The following is a 22,467-nucleotide window of genomic DNA, read 5'->3' as shown; positions in this document are numbered from 1 at the left end:
GCCGTCAGGAACCCGCTTCCCGGTGGGCCCCGTCCACCCAGTCCTCCCCGTACGCCGTCCAGTCCGCCTCCGTCGCGGCGAAGTCGACGTACAGGGCGACGCCGAAGTTCGCGCGGTCGGCGTCGGTGCGGGACAGGCCGAGGCGGACGCCGCGGACGGCGCCCGGGACGGTCTCGGCGTGCGCCCAGTGACCGAACCGGTTCTCGTGGTAGAAGGGCAGGCCCATCAGCAGGTCGGTGCCGGGCGGGGTGGCCTCCAGGGCGAGCGAGGTCTGCTCGGCGACATAGCCGCCGTACGTGCTCTCCAGCGGCTGCATGGTGTCGTACGACATGACGGCGATCTGGTCGACCCGGCGCGCGACCTGCCCGAAGTAGCTTTGCGACCACCACTTGGGGTGTCCGGCGACCGTGCCCCAGAAGGAGTGGAAGCCGGGGAGCGGGTCGATCTGGTGAGCGGCGACGGAGAGCAGGGCGTCGTGGTCCGCGGTGACGCGGTGCAGTCGGTCGAGGAGGCGGAGGTAGTCCTGGTCGCCGGAGTGCAGGGGCTCCAGGTCGAAGTGGGCGCCCTGGAAGCCGGCGTCGAGGATCTGGCGGGCGGAGGCGACGACGTGGTCGCGGGTGGCGGCGTCGGTGAGCCGCATCCCGGTCGGCCCCTCGGTGGCGAGCACGTCCCCGAGCCAGGCCTGCACCCGGACGTGCGGCAGTTCGCGGTGCACGGCCTTCAGGAACCAACCGGCCTTCGGATAGAGCGACTTGGGCAGGGTGCCGTCGTGCTCCAGGGGCCCGGTGTGGACGTACAGGTCGCGGATGCCGGTCTTCTTCAGCCGGCCGGCGAGCGCGGTGACGTCGGCGTCGGTCTTCCGCCCGTCCACCCAGGCGTGCCCGAGCCAGAGTGCGTCGCGGTCACGGGTGTACGTACCGGCGGCGGTGTCGCCCGCGTAGTTGAAGCGGAGGGTGGCCTGCATGGCGAGGAGCGGGAGAACGAGGAGGAGCGCGAGGGCGATGAGCGTGCGCCGGGTCCAACGGACCCAGGGTCTTCTGCGGGCCTTGCCGCGCGCCGCACCCCCCGTCTGCTCAGCCTGCTCCTCGGCCTGCTCCGCCTGCTCGGTCTGCTCCGCCTGACCCACCCGAACCGTCCCCTCCCGATCGTCCCGACCAGGGGATTCTCGTGGCCGGCGTTGCGAGGGAGGACGACGGGAGGGGCTGTCCCGGTTGCGCTCACCGGGGGCGGGACACGTCGGCCACCGGGGCCGCGGGCCAACTCCCCTACGGGTGAGGAGATTTGTGGCGCATCGGTAACAACCCTGGGGCAGGGTCAGTACCTCTTTGTATGATGATCTGAACTTGACGCGAGTTCGTCCGACGGGAAGACCCACGGACACACGGGGGTGAAAACGCGTGATCAAGCCCGAGCAGATACCGCAGTTCACGGGTGACCTGTTCCAACTGGAACTGGCGCATCAGGGGTTGAAGACGGACGCGGGCAGTGTCCGCACGACCGGTAGTGATGTGCACTCCCAGTTCCAGGGGTTGTCGGCGTACTACACGGCTCCGGAGGCGGAGCAGCTCTTCGCGTCGACGAAGCCGGTGAAGGACCGTGCGGAGGACTTCGCGACGGACCTGGAGACGGTGTCGTCGGCGCTGTCCTCGTATGCCACCGAGATCCGTCCGCTGGTGTCGAAGCTGGTGGAGCTGAAGACCAAGGCGACAACCTTCGTCAACTCCGTGAAGGACGACGACGACTGGGAGTACGACGAGGACAAGGTCGACGAGCACAACGGGATCCGGGACGACATCACGGCGACGGTCGCGGCGTTCTGGGCGGCGGAGCGGACCTGCCACAACAAGATCACGGCGATCTTCGGCGGCACGCAGATGGTGGCGGGGGACGGCTCGGACCGCAAGGACCAGTACGGGTTCAACGCGGAGGACCTGAAGAACGCGAAGCTGCCGTGGGGCGACCCGGTGGAGGAGAAGCACCACGCGTGGGAGGTCGGCCACTGGATCAAGTCGTTCGTGTGGGACGGGCTGATCGTGGACGGGGTGTGGGGCACGATCAAGGGCCTGGGCACGCTGGTCGGCTTCGGCGGCTGGGAGGCGATGGGCCAGGCGTGGAAGGGCCTGGCGCAGCTGGCCACGGGTCTGGTGATCTCCTCCATCCCCGGCGCCTCGACCCTCTTCTGGACCCTGCCCGACGACAAGCTCCCTTCCTGGCTGCGTGATTCGCGGACGGCGATGAAGGAGACGGGCAAGGCGCTGGTGGCGTGGGACGAGTGGGGCAAGAACCCCGCGCGGGCGGCCGGCGCGGTCACGTTCAACGTCCTGACCACGGTGTTCACCGGCGGCTCGGGAGCCGCTGCCTCGGGTGCGGGCAAGGCGGGCGCGGTTGCCAAGGCGCTCTCCGTGGCCGGCAAGGCGGGCAAGGTCATCGACCCGATGACGTACGTCATGAAGGGCGCGGGCGCCGGCCTGTCGAAGATCGGGGACATCAGCAAGGCGCTCAAGGGCATCGGCAACATCGAGATCCCCAAGCTGCCCGACAACGCGTTCACGCTTCCCGAGGGCGCACTGAAGCTGCCCGACGGCACGTTCCACTTCCCCGAGGGGGCGGCGGTCCCGGAGGGCGCGGTCAAGCTGCCCGACGGCAACTTCCAGCTCCCCGAGCACACGGTGGCGTTGCCCGAGGGCACGACGAAGCTGCCGACGGAGGCGGGCGCGCCGGCGCAGTACCTGGACCCGCACGGCAACGTCCTGGACGACCAGGGCAACGTCGTCCACGCGGCGGACGACGCCCCCACGGACGTCGTCGACAAGCCCAACCTGGACGACCTGGGCGAGCACGGCCCCTCGACGTCCGGCGCGGACAATCCGCACACCCCGACCCCGGTCAAGGAACCGGCCCTGGTCGGGGCCGGCACCCACACGGCCGAACAGGCCGGCCACCAGCACATCAAGCTCGGCAGCAGCCTGGACGACAACCTGGGCGACGTCGGCCGCGTCGGCGACGACGCCACGCACACCCCGGTGATCCACGCCGGCGGCGACTTCCCCGGCGGCAAGGTCGGCGACAACCTCCCCGGCGGCACGGCCGACCACCTCCCCACCAACGAACTGGACAACCCGGTCCACACCGGCCACAACGACACCCCGGGCACCCACCACCCGGACACCCAGTCCACCCCGGGCCACACGGACAACGCCACGACCCCGCACCACGACGGCCCGGGCGACACGACGACTCCCCACCACGACACCCCGGGCGACACCACCACCCCCCACCACGGCGGCGAACCGCCGGCGGGCGGGAACGGGTTGGACGACGCGGGGAACGTCGGAGACGACGCGGCACGCAACGGCGACGAGGCTGCTCAGCACCGCGCCGAGTACGAGGCCGCCCGGGACAAGCCGGCCGCCGAACGGACGGCGGAAGAGCGAGCCGCCATCACGCGTGAGCACGTACGACTGGTCAACGAGGACCCGGTCTGGCGTGCGGAGCACTACGACAAGTGGGGCCCCGGCAAGCGCAACAACGTCGAGGACCTGGTCGACGGGCAGGAACTGCCGCAGATCGTCCAGACGCCCAGCGGGGAATGGATCGCCAAGCACGACCTCCCGAACGGGCCGACGGAGGTCAAGTTCAATCCGGATCACCTCGGTCCGGAGACGGCGCCCGACCACAGTGTTCCGCATCTCGACGAAGCGGCGAGGAACCGCAGGCTCTCGGTCGACCTGCTCAACGCGGAGCGGAGATTCGAGGAGATGCCGTCGGTCAAGCACGAGGAAGAGCTGGCGAAGGCCCGGGCCGCGTACGACGAGCACCTCGAAGGTGTCGCAAACAACAGCAAGCACTCCGAGAGGCTCGGCGAGGCCGCGGCCAGGCACCACGTCATCCCGGAGAAGTTCGCGGGGGCGGAGCGCATGGAGCTGCCCCAGACGCCCAACGGGGCCAACATGTTCGACGACGTGTACAAACTCAACGAGGACGGCCACTACCTCATCGTCGAGGAGAAGGCCCCCGCAGGTGATCTGGACTGGCGCCAGGGCAAGGCCGACCCAGATCCGGCCGACCCGACCGCCCACGACGGCGGAGCCCAGGGCATGCGGGTCAAGCAGGGAACAAGGCCCTATATACGCACGATCCTCGCGGAGATGACCAGCCGAGGCGGTAAGGACGCGGAGATCGCCGCGAAACTGCGTGCCGCTCTCAGGGATGGGAAGCTGCAGTACGTTCTGGTGAAGGCGAGCGACAACCCTGGCCACTCCTACGCCGGTGCCACCATCGAGCATTTGAAGATCTGATCCGAGGAGAGCAAGTGGTTACCCGCATTGACCGCCACGAGTTCCGTACCGACAACGCGGCCGAGCTCATGGCGCCGGTCATCAGCAATGCCGAGGACGTCCTCGACCACATGGAAACCTCCGAGGACGACCGCTACGACGCGTTGCCGAGTGCTCTCGCCGTCGCCAAGTGGCGGGCTCTGACGGATCCCAGGGCCGCGGAGTTCCCGAGTTGGGAGGCGTGGGTCACAGCGGCGCAGGTCGGCAGCGCGCTGTTCGCCGCCGGGACGGCGGCGGAGGGCCCCGTCGCGTGCCGGATCGGCAGCAAGGGCGAGGTCAAGCAGCTTCCCGCGACCGGACCGGCGGACTACCTCCACGCCGGGAACTGGCTGACGTCCTTCTATCTGGCGGTGATCTGCCGGGAGAACGACCGGGTCAACCAGCTCGCCCAGGTCCCGGTCTCCTTCCTGCGCGAGTCCGGCGCGGAGTTCGACGAGTACATCTACCCCTGGGTGGAGACCCTCCAGCACCTGTGGTTCGGCAGGCAGGCGGTCTGGGACACCCTCGTCACCGCCGTCGACGGCACGGACCCGCAGCGCGCCCCGATCGCCGGCCCCGAGCTCATGCTGAAGATCCTGTACCCGCCCCTCGACCTCTTCCAGCGCTACCTGCGCCGCGAACCGGAGCAGTTCAACGCGGCCCTGGTCGACGCGCTCACCTGGCACAAGGAGTACTGGACGGCGAACGAGGCCCGCTCCCGCAGCGCCGAGGGCCTCGTCGCCCTGGCCCCGCTCGCCCTCGCCTGCATGGCATACGACGCCGACATGCCGATCGACGTCGAGTCCGAGTACCTCCCGAGGGCCCTCCTGAAGCGGTCCTGGGTGGGCGAGTACGACACGTGAGTCGGGCCTACGCGGCGCCCAACTCGCACCAGACGACCTTCCCGCAGTTGCCCTCCGTCGACAGTGGCTGCCAGCCCCATACGTCGGCGCAGGCCATGACCAGCGCCAGCCCGCGCCCGTCCTCCGCCGGCTCCGCCATCCGTTCCAACGGCACGGGCGGCTCGGGCGGCGCCGGGTCGGCGTCCCACGCGCCGATCCGCAACACCCCCGCCGACCAGCGCAGTCGCAGCGCGGCGGGCCCCTTCGTGTGCCGTACGGCGTTGGAGATCAGCTCGGCGGCGAGCAGTTCGGCCACGTCCACGAGGCGGATCAGACCGTGCATGGTGAGGATCAGCCGGAGGGTACGACGGCTGACGGTCACGGCACGGGGGTCGTTGGGTACGTACAGGCAGTACTCCCAGGGCTCGGGACCTGTACGGAGAGCGGCTTCGGGCATGCGTCGGCTCCTGTCTGCGCGGTGCGGGTCGTCGGGCGGCGGTGGCCTGCCGCAGCCGTCGTGGCAGGACGGTGCGGTGCGCTTCCGGCACGCCGGAACACGATGAGTGTGCACCGCATCACCGACGGTAGACATTAGAATTAACCCGAGGCAAGCCCATCCCGTAATCTGACTCCGAACGAGTCGCGCTGCCGCGCACGTTGGACGAGGAGCAGTCGATGGGCACCAGGCGTGAGCCGACAGCACGGCAACTGCGTCTGGCGGTCGAGTTGCGCAGACTCCGGGACGCGGCAGGCCTCAGCTCCCGCGAGGCCGCGGCGATGCTGGGCGTCAACTCCGTGCAGATCAGCCAGATCGAGGCCGGCACCACAGGAGTGAGCGAGGAGAGACTGCGGCGGCTCGCCGCCCATTACGCGTGCACCGACGACCCGCTCGTCGATGCCCTGGCGAAGATGGCGACCGACCGCACACGCGGTTGGTGGGAGGAGTACCGGGGGCGCCTGCCCACGTCCTTCCTGGACCTGTCGGAGTTGGAGCATCACGCGGTCCAGCGGTGGGACGTGGACTTCCTGCACGTCCCGGGGCTCCTGCAAACGGAGGACTACGCGCGTGCGCTCTTCGCCTGCCGGGTGCCACAACCACCGCCGCACGAGGTCGAGTTGCGGGTGGAGCACCGGATGCGGCGACGCGCCATCATCGAGCGACCGTCACCCGTGCCGTACGAGGTGCTGGTCCACGAAGCGGCATTGCGCATCAGGGTCGGCGGCCGGGCCGCCTCACGGGTTCAGCTCGCCCGCATTCTGGAGCTCTCGGAAACGGACCACGTCACCGTGCGCGTCATCCCCTTCGCACTGGACGACTTCGCCGACGTCACGGCGGCCATGGTGTACGCGGGCGGGCCGGTTCCGCAGCTGGACACCGTGGTGCGCGACGGACCGCACGGTTCGCTCTTCATCGACTCCGAGGCACAACTCGGCGTATTCCGAACGCTTTTCCGTAGAGTGAAGTCCGTATCGCTCGAACCCGACCGTTCGCGCGACCTCATTCACCTGCTGACGAAGGACCTGTGAGGCATCCCGATGGCCACGCACGACCACTGGAAGAAGTCCTCCTACTCCGGCAGCGGCGACGGCAACGCCTGCCTGGAGGTCGCGGACTCCCCCGCCCGCATAGCCGTCCGCGACTCCAAGGCCCCCGCCCGCGCCCGCCTCACCTTCCCCGCCCAGGCCTTCAGCGCCTTCGTCGACGCCCTCAAGGACACCGGCCGGGGCTTCGCCCGGGGGTGAGGAAGGTGAGGCGCGCCGCCTGTCGCGTCAGCCCCGCACCGTCTTCAGCGCGCCCGCCCAGGACTCGAGTTGCGTGAACATAACCTCTGCCGCGCCGTCGTGGTACGCGGCGGGGGTGAAGACCGAGTAGTTCTCGAAGTCCGTGAGCAGGGAGAAGGAGAGCTGCTGGCGCACGTGCGCGAGCTGCACCTCGCTCGCGATGCCCCGCAGGTGCTCGATCGCCCGCGCACCGCCGAGCCCGCCGTAGGCGACGAAGGCCGCGGCCTTGTTGTTCCACTCGCCGTACAGGTAGTCGATCGCGTTCTTCAGCACACCCGAGATGGAGTGGTTGTACTCGGGAGTGATGAAGACGTACCCGTCGAACCGCCCGATCAGCGCGGCCCACGCCTTGGTGTGCTCGCCGGCGTAGGCGCCCCGGGAGGCCGGGACCGCCTCGTCCAGGTGCGGGAGCGGGTGGTCGGCGAGGTCGATCAGCTCGTACTCGGCCTCCGTGCGCTCCTTCGCCCTGGCCATGACCCAGTCCGCCACGGCCTTCCCGTTGCGGCCGGGACGGGTGCTGCCCAGGATGACGGCGATCTTGAGATTGCTCATGTGTGCTTCCTCCGTACTGCTCGATGCCGCCCGATGCTTCTCGATACGGCATACGGCATGACTTGAATCTTCATGCGAAACCATAGCCAGGATCACATGAACCTTCAAGCGACTTCCGGGATGCCAGACCCTAAACTGTTCGTATGCCTGTTGCAGGGAAGGACGAGGCGGTCGAACCCCGCTGGCTCACCGCCGACCAGCTCGCCGCGTGGCGTGCGTTCATGGGGCTGGCCCAGCAGCTTCCCACCGCGCTCGAATGCCAGCTCCAGCGCGACTCCCGGCTCAGCTTCCTCGAGTACTACGTCCTGGCGCTGCTGTCCGAGCAGCCCGGGCACCGCATGCGCATGAGCGGGCTCGCGGCCTCCGTCAACGCGGAGCTCTCCCGGCTGTCGCACCTGGTCAGCCGGCTCGAGAAGCGGTGCATCCTGCGCCGCGAGCCCGACCCGAGCGACGGCCGGTACACGCACGTCATCCTCACCCCCGCCGGCCACGACCACCTGGTGGCAGCGGCACCGGGGCATGTGGCGAAGGTGCGCGACCTGTTCGTCGACGCCCTCGACCCGGAGGAGCTGCGGACGCTGCGCCGGTGCGCCGAGAAGGTCACCGCCCGCATCGGCGGCACAGCGGAGCGGACCGGAGGGGCCTGCCCCGGGCAGGACTGAACCCGGCCCCCTCCCACCCGGGCTCAGCGGGACCGAACCCCGCGCCCGTCCCACAGGGATAGGCTGCCGAAAACGCGTACGTATCGGCGGGGGGATCGAGCGCTCGTGCGACGGTCGGATGGAAGACGACGGGCGGCCACGGCCGCGGCCGCCCTGTTCGGCGTTCTCGCCGCGCTCCTCCTCTCCGCGTGCGGCACCCGGGTGGCCGGGAGCACGGGACCGGCCTCACCGACCACCGCCGCACCGATCCCGTGGACCACGATGGCCCCCTCCGCCGTCACCGGAATCCGGCTCGACGACGGCGACCGCACGCTGCTCCTCGCCACCCAGGTGCCCAGCGGCGCCGACGCCTGCGTACGGGATCTGAAGGCCGTCCTCACCGAGCCGATGACGGACGACCTCGCACGGGTGCAGGTCACCTTCGTCTCCCCGTCCGGGGACCGCTCCTCCGGGTGCACGAAGGAGCGCACCGCCACAGCCCGGCTCCGGCTGCCGGAGCCCCTCGGGAACCGGGACGTCGTCCTCAGCGGCTACAACACCCGGTTCACGCGCGACGGCGCCGAGCCGCCCGCCCTGCGCCTGTGCGGCGAGCTCGGCTGCACTCCCCCGGCCACCGGCTGCACCCCGGACTCCTACGACCAGGCGCTGATGGCGGTCGACGCGCCCGCGCACACCTACCGGGACTCCGAGCACTGCGACGGCAGGTGGCTGGTGCTGGACTTCTCCTGGCGCACGGGTCCCGCCTGCGCGGGCTCGTCGGAGCCGGGCTGCTCCTCCCGGCTGGGCGACCGCTGGTTCTTCCGCGCGAAGAAGTCGGGCTGGGAGCCGTTCTTCCGCACCACCTCAGGGGGCTGCGCGGCCGTGCAGCACAGGGAGCCGGACTTCCCGACCTCCCTGTGCGCCTCCCTCGCCCCGCTGTCCTTCTAGGGCAGGTGTGGAACGGGCCTAGAAGAGGCTCAGCAACGCCTCCGCCGGGTCCGTGAGGGTCGTGTCGGCGCCGGGGAGCGGGAGTTCGAACCAGACCGTCTTGCCGCGGGGGGTGCGGCGGGAGCCCCAGGCGGCGCTGAGCAGGCCGACCAGTTGCAGGCCGCGGCCGCCCTCGTCCGTGTCGCGGGCGCGGCGGCGGCGGGGCTGGACCAGGCCGGCGTCCCAGACCTCGCAGACCATCGTGCGGTCGAGGAGGAGGCGCAGGCGGATCTCGCCCTCGCCGTAGCGCAGCGCGTTGGTGACCAGTTCGCTGACGAGGAGTTCCGCGGTGTCCACCAGCGGTTCCAGGTCCCAGGAGAGGAGCTGGGCGCGGGCGTACTCGCGGGCGCGGCCGACGCTGCGCGGTTCGCGGGGCAGCGTCCAGTCGCCGACGGAGTCCGCCGGGAGGCCCTGGACACGTGCCATCAGCAGGGCGATGTCGTCCTCGCCGTGGTGTGTGTCGAGCGTGCTCAGGACGTGGTCGCAGACGTCCTCCAGCGGCTGCGAGGGGTCCGTGAGGGCGCCGACGAACGCCTGGAGGCCCTCGTCGAGGGGGTGGTCGCGGGATTCGACGAGGCCGTCCGTGTAGAGGGCGAGGAGCGAGCCCTCGGGGAGTTCGACCTCCACCTCCTCGAACGGCTCGCCGCCCACGCCGAGCGGCATGCCCGGCGGCACGTCGAGCATCAGCGCGCTCTCGCCGGGCTCGACGAGGACGGGCGGGAGGTGGCCGGCGTTGGCGAAGGTGCAGCGCCGGGTCACCGAGTCGTAGACGGCGTACACGCATGTCGCCAGGTAGACCTCGGACAGGTCGGCGTCGCGCGGCTTGCGGGCCGCGGTGCGGGTGGCCTGCGTGACGCCGCTGGGGGTGCCGAGGCCGCGGGCGATCTCGTCCAACTGGCTGAGCACTTCGGCCGGTTCGATGTCGAGCTGGGCCAGCGTGCGGACGGCCGTACGGAGTTCGCCCATCGCGACGGCGGCGCGCAGTCCGCGCCCCATGACGTCGCCGACGACCAACGCGGTGCGGTGGCCGGGGAGTTCGATGACGTCGAACCAGTCGCCGCCCACCTCGGTGGCCGCGTTGCCCGGCAGATAGCGGCAGGCGATGTCCAGGCCGGAGGCCTCCGGGTCGCCTGGGGGCAGCAGCGAGCGCTGCAGTATCAGGGCGCGTTCGTGCTCGCGGCGGTAGAGGCGGGCGTTGTCGATGCAGACCGCGGCGCGTGCGGCGAGTTCGACGGCGAGCGCCCGGTCGCGTTCACCGAACGGCTCGCTGCCCTTCGTACGGGAGAACTGGGCGAGCCCCACGACGGTGTCGTGCGCGACCATCGGCACGGCGAGCGTGGACTGTATCGGGCTGCCCTCCTGCGGGGGCACGCTCTTGGGGCGGCCGGTGCGCAGGGCGTCGGCGCAGGGCGAGTTGAACGCGTAGTGGTGGACGCCGCCGACGGCGACCGGGGCCGGGCCGCCGGTGAACGGGGCGCCGGCGACCGCGCTGGCGGAGGCGACCCGGCGCAGTTCGGCGCTGCCGTCGGCGTGCCCGGGCGGGGTCTCGTCGCCGGCGAGCAGCCCCTGGTAGAGGTCGACGACGGCGAGGTCGCAGAAGCCGGGCACCACCACGTCGAGCAGTTCGCGCGCGGTGGTCTCCAGGTCGAGGGAGTTGCCGATGCGGGCGCCGGCCTCGTTCAGCAGGGCGAGGTTGCGCCGGGCGGCGGCGGCCTCGCGGGCGGCGGCGCGGCGGGCGGTGATGTCGATGGCCAGCCAGGCGACACCGATGGGGCGGCCGCTGCCGCTGTGCACCCGGTAGAGGTTGACGGACCAGTGCTTGCGCTGGTCGGAGCCGGGGACGAAGCCGGTGATGTGCATGTCCGTGATGGACTCGCCGGTCTCCAGCACGCGGCGCAGCGTCGCCCGCACCCGGTCGGCCTCCGGGGTGAGCAGGTAGTCGTGGACGGTACGGCCGCGGTGGTCCTCGGGGGTGCCGCCGAACGTGGAGGCGAACCGCTTGTTGGCGCGACGGACCCGCAGGTCGGAGTCGATCAGCAGGAAACCGAAGGGGGATTGGCCGAAAATCGACTGCGAGGCGGCGAGGTCGGTCTCGATGCTGCGCAGGGTGTGCACGTCCACGACGATGCAGACGGCGGCCCGGCGGCCGTCCTCCGTCGTGGTGGGCATCACATAGACCTCGGCCAGGCCGTCGGTGTCCTCGGTGCCGTCGGCCGTGCGGGCGGTGCCCTTGGCGCGGAAGGGGATCAGTCCCGTCCACTCGCGGCCGTCGAGGATTTCGGCCATCTTGCGGCGGCCGCGCTCGCGCAGATCGGGGTCGACGAAGGCCTCGATGGGGTCCATGCCGATGGCCCGCTCGGCGGGGATGCCGAAGATCTGCTCGGCGCGCAGACTCCACTGCTCGACGAGCCCGTCGGGGCCGACGGAGAACGAGGCGACCTTGATGTAGTCGTAGAGGGAACCGGGCGGGTTGCTCTGCCAGTGACCGGGGTCCGTGGGAACGCCCGGCTCTTCCTGGGTCCGGTGGGCGGGGGCGTCCTGGCTCCGGGGGGCGGGGGCGTCCTGGGAGCGCAGAGGAGTGCGGGCGTCGCGGTCGCCGTGCGGGGCGCGGGCGTTGCGCTCGCCGTGGGGGGCGTGGTCGCTGCGCTCGCTGTGCGGGGCGCGGTCGCTGCGGGAAGCGCGGGCGTCCCGGTCGTCCCGGGACGCGCGGGCGTCCCCGGCGTCTCCGTGGCCGCTCGTCGCGCCCTCGGCGGGAGCCGCGGACGCGCGCCGGGACGCGTCGGCCGCGGCCCGCGCCCACGCCCGCGCGTCGTCCGACGGGCCCTCGGGGCCCGTGGCCCTCGCTGGTATCTCGCTCACGCGAACCGTCCCCTCCAGCTCACCGCGTCCGGCACCGGTCACCGGGGGCGGCTGCCCGCAGTATCCAGCACTACGGCGCCGCACAACACGGTGTTCACGATCACAGCACGGTCCCGATGGTTTTTGGACCGGCCGCGACATACTCCCAGTCTTCTAACCAGGTGGCGCCCCGTCGAACCACGCAGTTCCTCCGTGACGACCGTCATGAATCGGCCGCGACCCGTGCGCCCCGGAGCCGCCCCCCGGCGCAACGCCCCTCGGTGGGGGTCGTCACCCGGGCGCACGCCACGGACGCGCGCCGGCGTACGAGCCGGTTGCTCCGCCGGTTTCAGTCGGTCAGGCCGTCCGCGCGCCCGGCGGACGGTCCGCCGGAATGCCCTTCGGGGATCGCCAGTTCGAACCAGACCGTCTTGCCGGAGGTGCCCGGGCGCGTGCCCCAGCGCCGGGCGGAGGAGGCGACCAGGTACAGCCCGCGGCCCCCCTCCTCGTCGAGCCGCGCGGTCCGCTCGCGCGGCAGGTCGGGCAGCGGATCGGAGACCTCGACCAGCAGACCGGGGGCCGCCCCGGAGGACCGCACGAGCCGTACGCCGATGGGTCCCGTGGCGTGCCGCAGGGAGTTGGTGACCAGTTCGCTCACGAGGAGCGCGGTGACGTCGACGAGATCGTCGAGCCCCCAGGCGCGCAACTGCCCCCGGACGACGCCCCGGGCGCTGCGCACCGCGCCGGGGTCCGCGGGGAACGTCCACTCGGCGCATTCGCCTTCGGTGTCGAGCACGCCGATCACTTCCCAGGCCAGAAGCCCACCCATGTCCGGTTTCGTGGGGTTAGTGGGCACATACCCGATATCCGGGAGGCCGTACCGCGCACGCGGGCGCACTGTGGCACGAACGGCGTACCGGGCGCCAGTCCCTGGCGCCCCCCGAACCCCACGCGCCTCCGGTGACACGTGCGCCCATACACACCCACACGCGCGCCCTTCGGTGCGCCCGGCGCGGGCCTCCGCCCCGTTCGCCCGACCTCTCACTCCCCCTGGATCGGCGCCGTGTTGACCGCGCCCCGCGCGGAGTGGGTGGGGTCCGCCTCCCGTACGGCGCATGCGGCGCGTACGGCCGGGACGTCCTGGTCGAGCCAGTCGACGTCCCAGATCTCACCGGGGGTGAGCCAGCGCAGCCGGTCGTGGTCCTCCAGCGGCTCGGGGGTGCCGGCCAGGAGGCGGGTGGTCCATACGCGCAGGACGTAGCCGGGCTTCAGCGGCCACTCTCCCGGCACCCGCGCCACCGGTTCGGCGTCGACGCCGAGTTCCTCGCGGAGTTCGCGGACGAGGGCGTGCTCGGGGTGCTCGCCCGGTTCGACCTTTCCGCCGGGGAGCTCCCAGCGGCCGGCGAGCTCGGGGGGCGCGCTGCGGCGGGCGGCGAGAAGGCGGCCGGCGTCGTCCAGGAGGGCGGCCGCGACCACGACGATCGGTGGGGTCATGCGCGGGAGCCTACGGGCGGGCGACTGCCGGGGGCCGGCCGCTACCGGGTTCGGCCGCCGCCGGGATCGACGACTACCGGCGGCCGGAGGCGTCCTCGTCGAGTTCGTCGAGGCACTCGACCCAGTAGAGCTGCTGCTCGGGGCCGCGGCTGTCGAGGCTGTCCGCGATTCGCTGGGCCTCGGCCCGGGTCGCATAGCGGCCGACGCTGTAGCGATTGCCGTTGTCGTCCCGGCGCACGACGAGCCAGGGGAGCGTCACCGTGCTCTCGTTCATCCCGCCCCTCCCGACGAAACCGCACTCCGCATATGCCCGAGCGTACGCCTTACCTTTACTCAGCGAATACGGTTTCTCACAAAGAGGCAGGCCGGGACCCGTGCCAATTGGCCATGGCGAAGCCATGGCGGAGGGGACGGGGGAGGCTGAATGCGCCGTTGAGTGCGCCCCCAGCAGCGCGAAGCGAGCGGGGGCGCTCCGCGCGAGAACGTCCGGTTTCTTGTGCCCCCCGGGCTCGCCCGGCGGACGGCGGTCGCCCTCCGGGCGGGGGGCGCCTTCCCGGCGAGTGGGTCCGCCCTGCGGGCGGAGGGTTCGCCCTGCGGGCGGGGCGCCTTCCGGGGAGGGGGTTCGCTGTGTCGGCGGGTGCGGGTGCGTTGCGGCTTGTCACGCGCACGCGGCGGAGCCGCACATTGATACAGCCCCGCGCCCTCTGAAAGCGGTGGGGCGCCCCCCGCTTCTCAGGGGCACGGGGAACTGCGCGAACGGCCCCCACCGGCCGGCGGCCGACAACGCGCCGAACAGGGGCTGGGCCCCCTTACCTCACCGCCAAGTGGTAAGACGCCCGGTACCGGTCCGCCGGAATGATCAGGTCGGCCGTCTCCACCGGCCGCCCCGACGCATAGAACGTCCGCTGAATCACCAGCACCACATGCCCCGGCACCCCACCCAACGCCAGCAACTCCTCCGCCTGCCCCGGCCGCGCCCCCACCTCCTCCGTCACGTTGTCCACGACGACGTCGATCGCGGCCATCCGCTCCACGACGCCCATCCCCCCGAGCGGCCCCTCCTCCGGCAGCATCACCGGCGTCCGCCCCGTCAGCGCGAGCGGTTCCCAGGACGTGGAGAGCATCATCGCCTCGCCCGCCTCCCGGAACACGTACGCCGTCCGCATCACCCGGTCCCCGGTCCGCAGGTCCAGCCGCTCGGCGATCGCGGCGCTCGCCTCCGCCTGCTCGCTGCGCGACTCCCACGTGCCGCGCGAGGCGCCGTCGGCCTGCTCCTGGCGGAAGGGCGTGGCCCCGCCCTCCGGGCGGTAGCCGGAGCGGGCGACACGGCGCGGGACCGGCCGCTCCCGTACGTACGTACCGGACCCGGAGCGGCCCTCGACCAGCCCCTCGGCCATGAGCACCTTGCGCGCCTCGAGCGCGACCGTGTCCGAGACGCCGTACTCCTCACGGATGCGGGCCTGGGAGGGGAGGCGGGTGTGCGGTGGCAGCGAGCCGTCGACGATCTTCTTGCGGAGATCACCCGCAACGCGCAGATACGCGGGCTGCTCACCGAATGTCACTGGCCACTCCCCTCAGGTTGTACAGACAGCAACAGCCTGGCAACCGCGAGTTGTACTGTGCAAGCAAAGGCCAGAGAATCACTCGAAGTGATGACATATGCCTTACAGGGTCTTTACCCAGGCACTTTCTCCCCGTTATAAGCAGCGTCAACACCGCTCCAACCGTTACCGCGGCCCCGCCTGCCGGCTTGTCGAAACTTTCGGCAGCCCGTGCGGCACGCCCCAGCGACCACTGCTCCGCGCGCGCCCTCACCCACGCCCCACCCGCGGAAACACCTCGACGTGGCTCGCTCCAGATCGACACGGCTCGACACGGCTCGACACAGCTCGATAAACCTCACCCCCTTTCCCGCGGATACCGTCGAGTAATAACCACTCGACAAGATCACGCGCATCGTAAAGGGCGGGGAATTGAGCATTGTTCAGGTCCCCGTTTCCGCCCGGGATCGACAGGTTCGTGCAACCTTTCGTGGCGTCAATCCACGGTCCCAACCGCCCACTTAGCCGCTCTGACCTGCACCGAAATACCGGATACATCGAATCGTCTGACTTTTATTGACCGGTGTCGACCGGGCTGACATTATGTGGAGCGCCAGGCGAACGAGTTAATGATCGCCTGGGCGATTGTTCCCTCCGCCCGTCGGAGCGCGCCCAGCGACGGGAATCCCCGACGCGTGTCGCCGAAAGCATCCGCGATCCTCATGCGCACGGCCACGGCGGGCGCGGTCGTCCCCGCCCGGCACCGGCCGCGCGGCACCAAGAGACCGGAAAGTTTCGAGGACGGCCCGAGAGGACGCAGGCCACCGGCCGCGCACCGCACACCTCGGGACGACGAGCGACCCCCGCCTGAAGTGAAGGAGCGTCCACAGATGCACTGTCTGGTCTTCCCCGGCCAGTGGGCAGCGCACCAAGGCATGGGAGAAGGGCTGTTCGCCCGGTTCCCGCAGCAGACGGTGGCCGCGAGCGAACTGCTCGGCCACTCCGTGGTGGAGCTGTGCCGCGAGGACCCCGGCGAGCGGCTCGCCGACACCCGGTACGCGCAGCCGGCCGTCTTCCTCGTCAACGCGCTGTCCTGGCTGGACCTCGCGCACGACGGCCGCGGCTGGGACTACGTCGCCGGGCACGGCCTCGGCGAGTTCAACGCGCTGGTCGCCGCGGGCGTACTGGACCTGATGGAGGGTCTGGCGCTGGTGGAGCGCCGCGCCGCGCTGATGGCCGGGGTCCGGCGGGGCGCGATGGTCGCCGTCGTCGGGCTGGCGGCGGACCGCGTCGAGGCGACGCTGCGCGACGCCGGGCTGCACATGGTGCACGTCGCCCACCACGACACCGACCGCCGGGTCACGGTGGCCGGCGAGCGGCCGCAGCTGGCCCTCGCGGCGAAGGCGCTGAGCCGCCCGGGCGTCCGGGTGCTGCCGATCGCGGCCGGCGGTCCCTTCCACACACCGCTGATGGCGGGGGCCGGCCGGGAGTTCGCGGCGGACCTGCGCACGTACCGGTTCCGCACCGGCCACACCCCGGTGATGTCCAGCGTCACCGGCGCCCCCTTCGACCCGGCGCAGGCGGTACGGCTGCTCAGCCGGCAGCTCTCCCACCCGGTGGAGTGGGTGCGCACGGTCCGGGCGCTGCGCGCGGCCGGCGTCGACCACTTCGAGGAGGTCAACGGCTCCACCCTGACGGCGTTCCTGTCCCGCATCGCGGACCGGCCGACGCTCACGGACCGACCCCCGTCCGCCGTGGAACGGACACCCCACGACACCACTCTTCGAAGGTAAGTAGCATGTTCGAACTCACAGCAAGCTCAAATGACCGGCTTCTGCACACAAACCGGTGCATCACCGGCAATAAACGTCCCAGATCCCCACCCACCGCCATCTTCGGATAAACAGGTCAACCACGTGAACTCCATACCAACACGAATAGGCCGGCGAAGAAACGACGGCGCCCTGTCGGCCGTCCTCCGTCGGCCGCGGGTGACGCTGTGGACCGTGGCGGGGGTGGGGACCCTCGGGTTCCTCGTCGCGCTGGAGTGCGCCGCACGCCACTACGGCCTTCCGGGACCGCTCACCAACCAGGCCCGCGAGCTGGTCCTCGCGCCGCACTCGGGACCGCTGCTGTACGCCGGTCTGGCGCTGACCATGGTGGTGCTCACCTGGCGGCAGCGGCTCGTCGCGGTGGGCCTCGCGGTCGGCATCGACGTCGTCTTCCTGCTGGTGCGGTGGGCGGTCGGCGCGGAGATGAACTTCGGCAACGGCGCGCTGTGGGTGATGCTCGGCGTCGCGGTCCTCGGTCTCACCCGCCGTACCGGCCGGGAGCGCGCGCTGCTGCTGAAGGGGACCGGGCTCGGTCTGCTGCTGGTGTCCGGGCACAAGACGGGCGACACCTGGCTGCTCATCACCTCCAAGTCCCGTCCGACCGTGCTCGACCCGTACGTCGCCACCGCCGATCACGCCCTGGGCAACCCCTCGTGGGTGGTGGGCCGGATCATCGAGGCGAGCGGACCGGCCGGCGAGCACCTCCTGCACCTCGTCTACGGCCAGCTCCCGCTCGCCGCGGCCCTGGTCGCGCTGTACCAGCTGCGGAACGTGGCGGTCGAACGCCGGTTCCCGCGCCATCATCTGGTGCGCACGTTCCTGGTCATCGGCCTGCTCGGACCGGCCGTGTACATGATCTTCCCGGTCGTCGGGCCGGTCTTCGCCTACGGTGCCGACGGCGGGTCGTGGGCGGCGGCCCAGCTGTGGCCGCACACCGCGCCGCCGCTCGGCTCGCCGCATCCCATCCCGTTCGACGCCATCACCCCGCGCAACTGCATGCCCAGCCTGCACACCGCGTGGGCGACCACGCTCTTCATCCACTCCCGCGAGGGCTCCCGCCTCATGCGGTACGCGGGCACGTTCTGGCTGGTCGCCACCCTCACGGCGACGCTGGGCTTCGGCTACCACTACGGCGCGGACCTCGTCGCCGGGGTCGTCTTCGCGCTCACGGTCGAGGCGGGGATGCGGGCGCTCGGCCACGGCTGGGACCGCTCGGCCACCCTGCTCCTCGTCCACGGGACGGTGGTGTTCGCGGCGCTGCTGACGGCGTACCGCTATCTCCCGACGGAACTGGCGCGGCTCCCCTGGCTGTTCGGTCCGCTGCTGCTCCTCGCGATGGCCTCGGTCGTGCACCACTACGTGCGGACCACCAGGCGGTGGAAGGAGGGGCCGCCCGCCGCGACGGCGCCCGCCGCGGATTCCCGGAGCCCGGAGCCGAAGCTCCCGGGCCCGCGCCCCGGCGAACCGCAGACCGAACTCGCGTAGCGGCGGAGCGAGGGGCGCCCGCGTCGCCGCTCATCCCGACGCGCAGGCCCGCATCGGCGCTCATCCCCGCGCGGGCGCCCGCGTCGCCGCTCATCCCGACGCCGTGGGGCTCGCGTCGGTCATGCCGAGGCGGGCCTGCTCCTCCTCGACGATCCGCCGGGCCAGCTCCGTGTCGGACACGTCGATCGCGTCCGGCGTCGCCTCGGCCACCGCGCTGCGGCGGGCGTAGGCGTCGAACAGTCGGGTCTTGCGCTCCAGCATCCGCACCAGGCGCTCGTCCACTCCCCCGGTGGCCAGCAGCCGGTGCACGCCGACCGGCCGGACCTGGCCCATACGGTGCGCCCGGGCCACCGCCTGGTGCTCCAGGGTCGGCTTGATCTGCGGTTCGCACAGGACGACGACGGAGGCGGCCTGCATGTTGAGGCCGACGCCCGCCGCCTGGATCTGCGCCAGCAGCACGGCCGGCCCGGGGGTCGCGGCGAAGTCGTCGACGATCCGCTGGCGCCGCGCGGCCGGGACGTCCCCAATCAGCGGGCCGAACACCGGGGCGGCGCCGGAGGCGAGCGTCTGCCGTACCACGTCCAGGACGTCCCTGAAGTAGGAGAAGACCACCGTCCGCTGGCCGTTCTGCCCGGCCTCCTCGACGATCTCCCGCAGCCGCTCCAGCTTGGCCGACTTCTCGGGGCGCGCGTACGCGGCCCGGCGCATCGCCATGAAGTTCCCGGCGCGCACGGCCTCGCCGTACGCCTCCTCGTCGGAGGCGCTGAGCTCCTCCCACTCGTCGGTCTGCTGCAGGCTGGGCAGTTCCGTCAGGACGTCGTCCTGGTTGCGCCGCAGATAGACGGGGGCGACGGCCTTGCGGAAGGCGACCGAACCGACCAGCACGGCCGACCCGCCCAGCGCCGCCTGCCCGCCCCGTCCGTCGTCCCCGTCCAGTGCGTCGGCGACGCCGGGGTCGAGCATCCGCACCAGGTTGCGGAACTCCGCGACCCGGTTCTCCATCGGGGTGCCGGTCATGAAGAGGGCGCGCGGGCAGCGTTCGGCCCACAGTGCGACCGCCTTGGACCTCTTGGCCTCCGGGTTCTTCACGGAGTGCGCCTCGTCGACGACGAGGGCCGCCACCTCGTCCGCCTCCGGCGCCGGGAAGCCGCGCAGCGCGTCGAACGTGGTGACGCCGACGCCGCCCCGCTCCTTCCAGTCGGCGAACGCGTCCTGCCGGTCGGGGCCGTGGAGCACGGTGACGCGCAGGGCGCTGCGGGCCTCGATCTCGCGCGTCCAGTTGACGAGGACGCCGGCCGGACAGACGACGAGGAAGCGTTCCCGCCCTCCGGCGGCCTGCCGCTCCCCGGCGGCCTCCCGCCCCTCGGCGGCCAGGTGGGCCAGTACCGCGATGGCCTGGATGGTCTTGCCGAGGCCCATCTCGTCGCCGAGTATCACCTTGCGCTGCGCGAGGGCGAACCGGGCGCCGAAGGCCTGGTAGCCGCGGAGCGAGACCCGGCGCAGCGAGTCGTCCAGGCGTACGCCGCGCACCCGTTCGGCGACCTCCTCGGGCAGGAAGCCCTCGGCGGCGGCGGTGTCGGGCGCCCGCCCGGAGATCTCGGCGAGCAGGCTGTAGTACTCGGCGGAGCGGAGCTCGAAGCCGGCCCAGGCGGCGAGTTCGTCCGGCGGCCGGAGCAGGTCCACCGAGGCCTGGGCGAACGACTCGTGCAGCCCGTTCCGGTCCGCCTCGTCGGCCAGCGACCGCAGCTCGTCGACGGCGGCCCAGGCGCGCGCCCGCTTCTCCGCACCCGCCAGCAGCCCCCGCAGGGCCCCGGTCGCGGGCCGGGCCGCGGCCAGCAGCGGACCGAGCCGCTCCGCCAGCGCGGTGGCCCGGTCGACCGCGCGCCGCCCGTCGGGTCCGGCCTCCACCAGGACGTGCAGGGCCATGACGAGCGCGGTGGTGCGGGGTTCGGGCCGGTCCACGTCGATGTGGACCGCCACGGTCTCGTGCACGGCCTCGGCGAGCCGGGCGGCGGCCGCGAGGATCTGAGTGACGGTGCGCTGTCCGACGCCGGGGACCTGGCGCAGCCGGTACGGTCCCGCCTCCAGTACCCGGCCCACCGTGCCGAGGCCGCTCTTCTCGACGGTGCCGAGACGCAGCCGGCCCTCGGTGACGTCCTGCAGCCGGGCGACGGGGAGGGCGTCGAGTTCCCGGGCGACGACCTCGTCGTGCAGCGGCCGCAGCGCCGCCCGCACCGCCTCGACGGCCCGCCCGTGGTCGCCGGCGACACCACGCGCCGCCTCGTACAGCCGCAGTCCGCGCGCGACCGCCTCCCGCTCACCCCGCCCCACGCTTCCCGCCCTCCCTCGCCGTCCCCCGCATCCTGCCACCATGCGTGTCGGGGCGGGTGCGGTCGTATGCCGAGGCGCACGGGCGAGGCCGGGCTCGTCGCGCCCGTCACGCGCCGGGCCGGGGGAACGTCCGTCAGGCGCGTGCGGCGGCCGGCGGCCCGGCGACGGCGGTGAGCCGGAGCCTGGTCTCGTCCTCGCTGCCGGGCACGGCGGTCATGATGACGATCTTGAGCTCGGAGTCGCCGTCGCTCAGGACGTCGCAGTCCACCGTGACCGGGCCCACCGACGGGTGGTCGATCGTCTTGTGGTCCTCGCGGTGCGCGGCCACCGCTCCGGTTGCCCACAGTTCGGCGAACCTCCTGTTGCCCGCGGCCAGATCGCGGATCAGCGCGGCCAGACGGCCGTCCCGGGGGAAACGTCCGGTGGCGCGGCGCAGATCGGAGACGACGGCGGCGTCGGTGGCGTCGCGATCCGCCTCGGTCACCGGCCACAGCGCGAGACGAGCGGGGCCGTCGTCCACCGGGAACCTGTCGCGGGCGAAGTTGCGCAGCCCCGGCGGCGCGGCGGAGGGGTCGCCCAGCAGCGCGGCCCACCCGCGGTTCCACCAGAGCAGTTGCCAGTCCGCCGCGAACACGGCGACCACCACGTCACCGAGCCGGGCGAGCACCCGTTGCACGCCGGGCGGAAGGTGGTCGGGGACTGCGCCGTCCGCCGGCGGCACGAGCCGGGCCAGCCGGTAGAGGTGGTCCCGCTCGGCGGTGGACAGTCGCAGGGCGCGGGCCAGGGACGCCGCCACCGACGCGGAGGGTGTCGTGGCCCGTCCCTGCTCCAGCCGCACGACGTAGTCGACCGAGACCCCGGCCAGGTCGGCCAGCTCCTCGCGGCGCAGCCCGGCCGTGCGGCGCCCGCGTGCCACGGGCAGCCCGGCGGCCGCGGGAGGCAGCCGGTCCCGCCACGTGCGGATCATCGCACCCAGTCCGGTTCCGGATGTCGTCGGCATACCGTCCATCCTCCGGCATTCCCGCTCGTGTGCGCGGGCGTGAAGGTGGTACTGGGCTTCCTACCGTCGAGCCTTCTCTGGTCCGCCTCCGGCCGCGGGGCCAGGATCGAACGCATGACGATCACCTTCATCACCGGAGCCAACAAGGGCCTCGGCCGCGAGACCGCCCGCCGCCTGATCGAACAGGGGCACACCGTGCTCGTCGGAGCCCGCGACCGCGAGCGGGGCGAGGCCGCCGCCACCGCGCTCGGCGCACGCCACGTCACCATCGACGTGACCGACGACGCGTCCGTCGCCGCCGCCGCGGCGGACGTCGCCGCGCACGAGGGCAGGATCGACGTCCTGATCAACAACGCCGGTGTGCAGGGCCCCGCCGGAGATCCCAGCGGCCTCACCGCCGCCGACGCCCTCGCCGTCCTCGACGTCAACGTCATCGGCGTCGTCCGCGCCACCACCGCGTTCCTGCCGCTGCTGCGCCGCTCGGACGACCCCGTCGTCATCAACGTCAGCAGCGGCATGGGCTCCCTCGCCTTCACCCACGACCCCGACCGGCCCGAGTCGCACGTGATCGTGCCGCTGTACACCGCCTCGAAGGCGGCACTGACGATGCTGACCACGCAGTACGCCAAGGGACTCAAGGGCATCCGTGTCAACGCGGCCGACCCCGGCTACACCGCGACCGACCTCAACGGCCACAGCGGCCCCCAGACCGTCACCGAGGGGACGGACGCGATCGTCGCCCTCGCCACCGAGGGACCCGGCGCGGGCACCGGACGCTTCGTCTCCCGGGACGGCGAGATCGCCTGGTCCTGAACCACGCCCAGGG

The 22,467-nt window shown here is 72.0% G+C and carries 19 protein-coding genes; 9 read left to right on the top strand and 10 right to left on the bottom strand.

Annotation, left to right across the window (positions count from 1 at the left end):
• Positions 1-4 precede the first annotated feature (4 nt).
• A complete protein-coding gene (locus OIE12_RS21180) occupies positions 5-1,126 on the bottom strand; it encodes a hypothetical protein (RefSeq protein WP_329137625.1) in 1,122 nt (373 codons plus the stop codon).
• Between the two features lie 271 nt (positions 1,127-1,397).
• On the opposite strand from OIE12_RS21180, the gene OIE12_RS21175 reads away from it, so the two are divergent.
• The gene (locus tag OIE12_RS21175; protein ID WP_329137622.1) at positions 1,398-4,298 is read left to right on the top strand and encodes a hypothetical protein; all 2,901 of its coding nucleotides are present in this window, start codon (positions 1,398-1,400) and stop codon (positions 4,296-4,298) included.
• 14 nt (positions 4,299-4,312) lie between these two features.
• A complete protein-coding gene (locus tag OIE12_RS21170; RefSeq protein ID WP_329137621.1) occupies positions 4,313-5,179 on the top strand; it encodes an immunity 49 family protein in 867 nt (288 codons plus the stop codon).
• A gap of 7 nt (positions 5,180-5,186) precedes the next feature.
• Here OIE12_RS21170 and OIE12_RS21165 read toward each other — a convergent pair whose 3' ends face one another.
• On the bottom strand, positions 5,187-5,615 hold the full coding sequence (locus OIE12_RS21165) for an ATP-binding protein (protein WP_329137619.1): 429 nt from the start codon (positions 5,613-5,615) through the stop codon (positions 5,187-5,189).
• A 218-nt stretch (positions 5,616-5,833) separates the two neighbouring features.
• Between OIE12_RS21165 and OIE12_RS21160 the strand changes: the two genes are divergently transcribed.
• Positions 5,834-6,685 carry a helix-turn-helix domain-containing protein gene (locus OIE12_RS21160; protein ID WP_329137615.1) on the top strand — a complete coding sequence of 284 codons (852 nt, stop codon included), beginning with the start codon at positions 5,834-5,836 and terminating at the stop codon, positions 6,683-6,685.
• Between the two features lie 9 nt (positions 6,686-6,694).
• Positions 6,695-6,901 carry a DUF397 domain-containing protein gene (locus OIE12_RS21155; RefSeq protein WP_329137613.1) on the top strand — a complete coding sequence of 69 codons (207 nt, stop codon included), beginning with the start codon at positions 6,695-6,697 and terminating at the stop codon, positions 6,899-6,901.
• Positions 6,902-6,928: 27 nt separating this feature from the next.
• Here the strand turns inward: OIE12_RS21155 and OIE12_RS21150 are convergent, their stop codons facing one another.
• Positions 6,929-7,492, bottom strand: a complete 564-nt coding sequence (locus tag OIE12_RS21150) for an NADPH-dependent FMN reductase (protein WP_329137611.1) — start codon at positions 7,490-7,492, stop codon at positions 6,929-6,931.
• A 143-nt stretch (positions 7,493-7,635) separates the two neighbouring features.
• Between OIE12_RS21150 and OIE12_RS21145 the strand changes: the two genes are divergently transcribed.
• Complete coding sequence (locus OIE12_RS21145) at positions 7,636-8,154, top strand: MarR family winged helix-turn-helix transcriptional regulator (RefSeq protein WP_329137609.1); 519 nt, start codon at positions 7,636-7,638, stop codon at positions 8,152-8,154.
• Positions 8,155-8,259: 105 nt separating this feature from the next.
• Positions 8,260-9,081, top strand: a complete 822-nt coding sequence (locus OIE12_RS21140; protein ID WP_329137607.1) for a hypothetical protein — start codon at positions 8,260-8,262, stop codon at positions 9,079-9,081.
• 18 nt (positions 9,082-9,099) lie between these two features.
• Here the strand turns inward: OIE12_RS21140 and OIE12_RS21135 are convergent, their stop codons facing one another.
• From OIE12_RS21135 to OIE12_RS21115, 5 genes are all read right to left on the bottom strand, one after another.
• The gene (locus OIE12_RS21135) at positions 9,100-12,021 is read right to left on the bottom strand and encodes a SpoIIE family protein phosphatase (RefSeq protein WP_443053878.1); all 2,922 of its coding nucleotides are present in this window, start codon (positions 12,019-12,021) and stop codon (positions 9,100-9,102) included.
• A gap of 286 nt (positions 12,022-12,307) precedes the next feature.
• Complete coding sequence (locus OIE12_RS21130; protein ID WP_329137603.1) at positions 12,308-12,787, bottom strand: ATP-binding protein; 480 nt, start codon at positions 12,785-12,787, stop codon at positions 12,308-12,310.
• Positions 12,788-12,999: 212 nt separating this feature from the next.
• On the bottom strand, positions 13,000-13,452 hold the full coding sequence (locus OIE12_RS21125; protein ID WP_329137600.1) for a (deoxy)nucleoside triphosphate pyrophosphohydrolase: 453 nt from the start codon (positions 13,450-13,452) through the stop codon (positions 13,000-13,002).
• A gap of 73 nt (positions 13,453-13,525) precedes the next feature.
• Positions 13,526-13,726, bottom strand: a complete 201-nt coding sequence (locus OIE12_RS21120) for an SPOR domain-containing protein (RefSeq protein WP_329137598.1) — start codon at positions 13,724-13,726, stop codon at positions 13,526-13,528.
• 535 nt (positions 13,727-14,261) lie between these two features.
• Positions 14,262-15,014, bottom strand: a complete 753-nt coding sequence (locus tag OIE12_RS21115; RefSeq protein ID WP_329137596.1) for a GntR family transcriptional regulator — start codon at positions 15,012-15,014, stop codon at positions 14,262-14,264.
• Positions 15,015-15,883: 869 nt separating this feature from the next.
• Between OIE12_RS21115 and OIE12_RS21110 the strand changes: the two genes are divergently transcribed.
• Both OIE12_RS21110 and OIE12_RS21105 read left to right on the top strand, forming a co-directional pair.
• Complete coding sequence (locus OIE12_RS21110; protein ID WP_329137594.1) at positions 15,884-16,786, top strand: ACP S-malonyltransferase; 903 nt, start codon at positions 15,884-15,886, stop codon at positions 16,784-16,786.
• Positions 16,787-16,957: 171 nt separating this feature from the next.
• Positions 16,958-18,310, top strand: a complete 1,353-nt coding sequence (locus OIE12_RS21105) for a phosphatase PAP2 family protein (protein WP_329142110.1) — start codon at positions 16,958-16,960, stop codon at positions 18,308-18,310.
• Between the two features lie 90 nt (positions 18,311-18,400).
• On the opposite strand, the gene OIE12_RS21100 is transcribed toward OIE12_RS21105, so the two are convergent.
• Both OIE12_RS21100 and OIE12_RS21095 read right to left on the bottom strand, forming a co-directional pair.
• Complete coding sequence (locus tag OIE12_RS21100) at positions 18,401-20,641, bottom strand: DEAD/DEAH box helicase (protein ID WP_329137592.1); 2,241 nt, start codon at positions 20,639-20,641, stop codon at positions 18,401-18,403.
• Between the two features lie 133 nt (positions 20,642-20,774).
• On the bottom strand, positions 20,775-21,641 hold the full coding sequence (locus OIE12_RS21095) for a helix-turn-helix domain-containing protein (RefSeq protein WP_443053877.1): 867 nt from the start codon (positions 21,639-21,641) through the stop codon (positions 20,775-20,777).
• Positions 21,642-21,755: 114 nt separating this feature from the next.
• Between OIE12_RS21095 and OIE12_RS21090 the strand changes: the two genes are divergently transcribed.
• Positions 21,756-22,454: an SDR family NAD(P)-dependent oxidoreductase gene (locus tag OIE12_RS21090; RefSeq protein WP_329137589.1), complete on the top strand. Its 699-nt coding sequence runs from the start codon at positions 21,756-21,758 to the stop codon at positions 22,452-22,454.
• Positions 22,455-22,467 lie beyond the last annotated feature (13 nt).

Origin of the sequence: Streptomyces sp. NBC_00670 (assembly GCF_036226765.1) — a bacterium.
Classification (GTDB): Bacteria; Actinomycetota; Actinomycetes; order Streptomycetales; family Streptomycetaceae; genus Streptomyces.
Note: the sequence above shows the minus strand (reverse complement) of the source record. Positions and strands in the feature narration are given on the sequence as shown.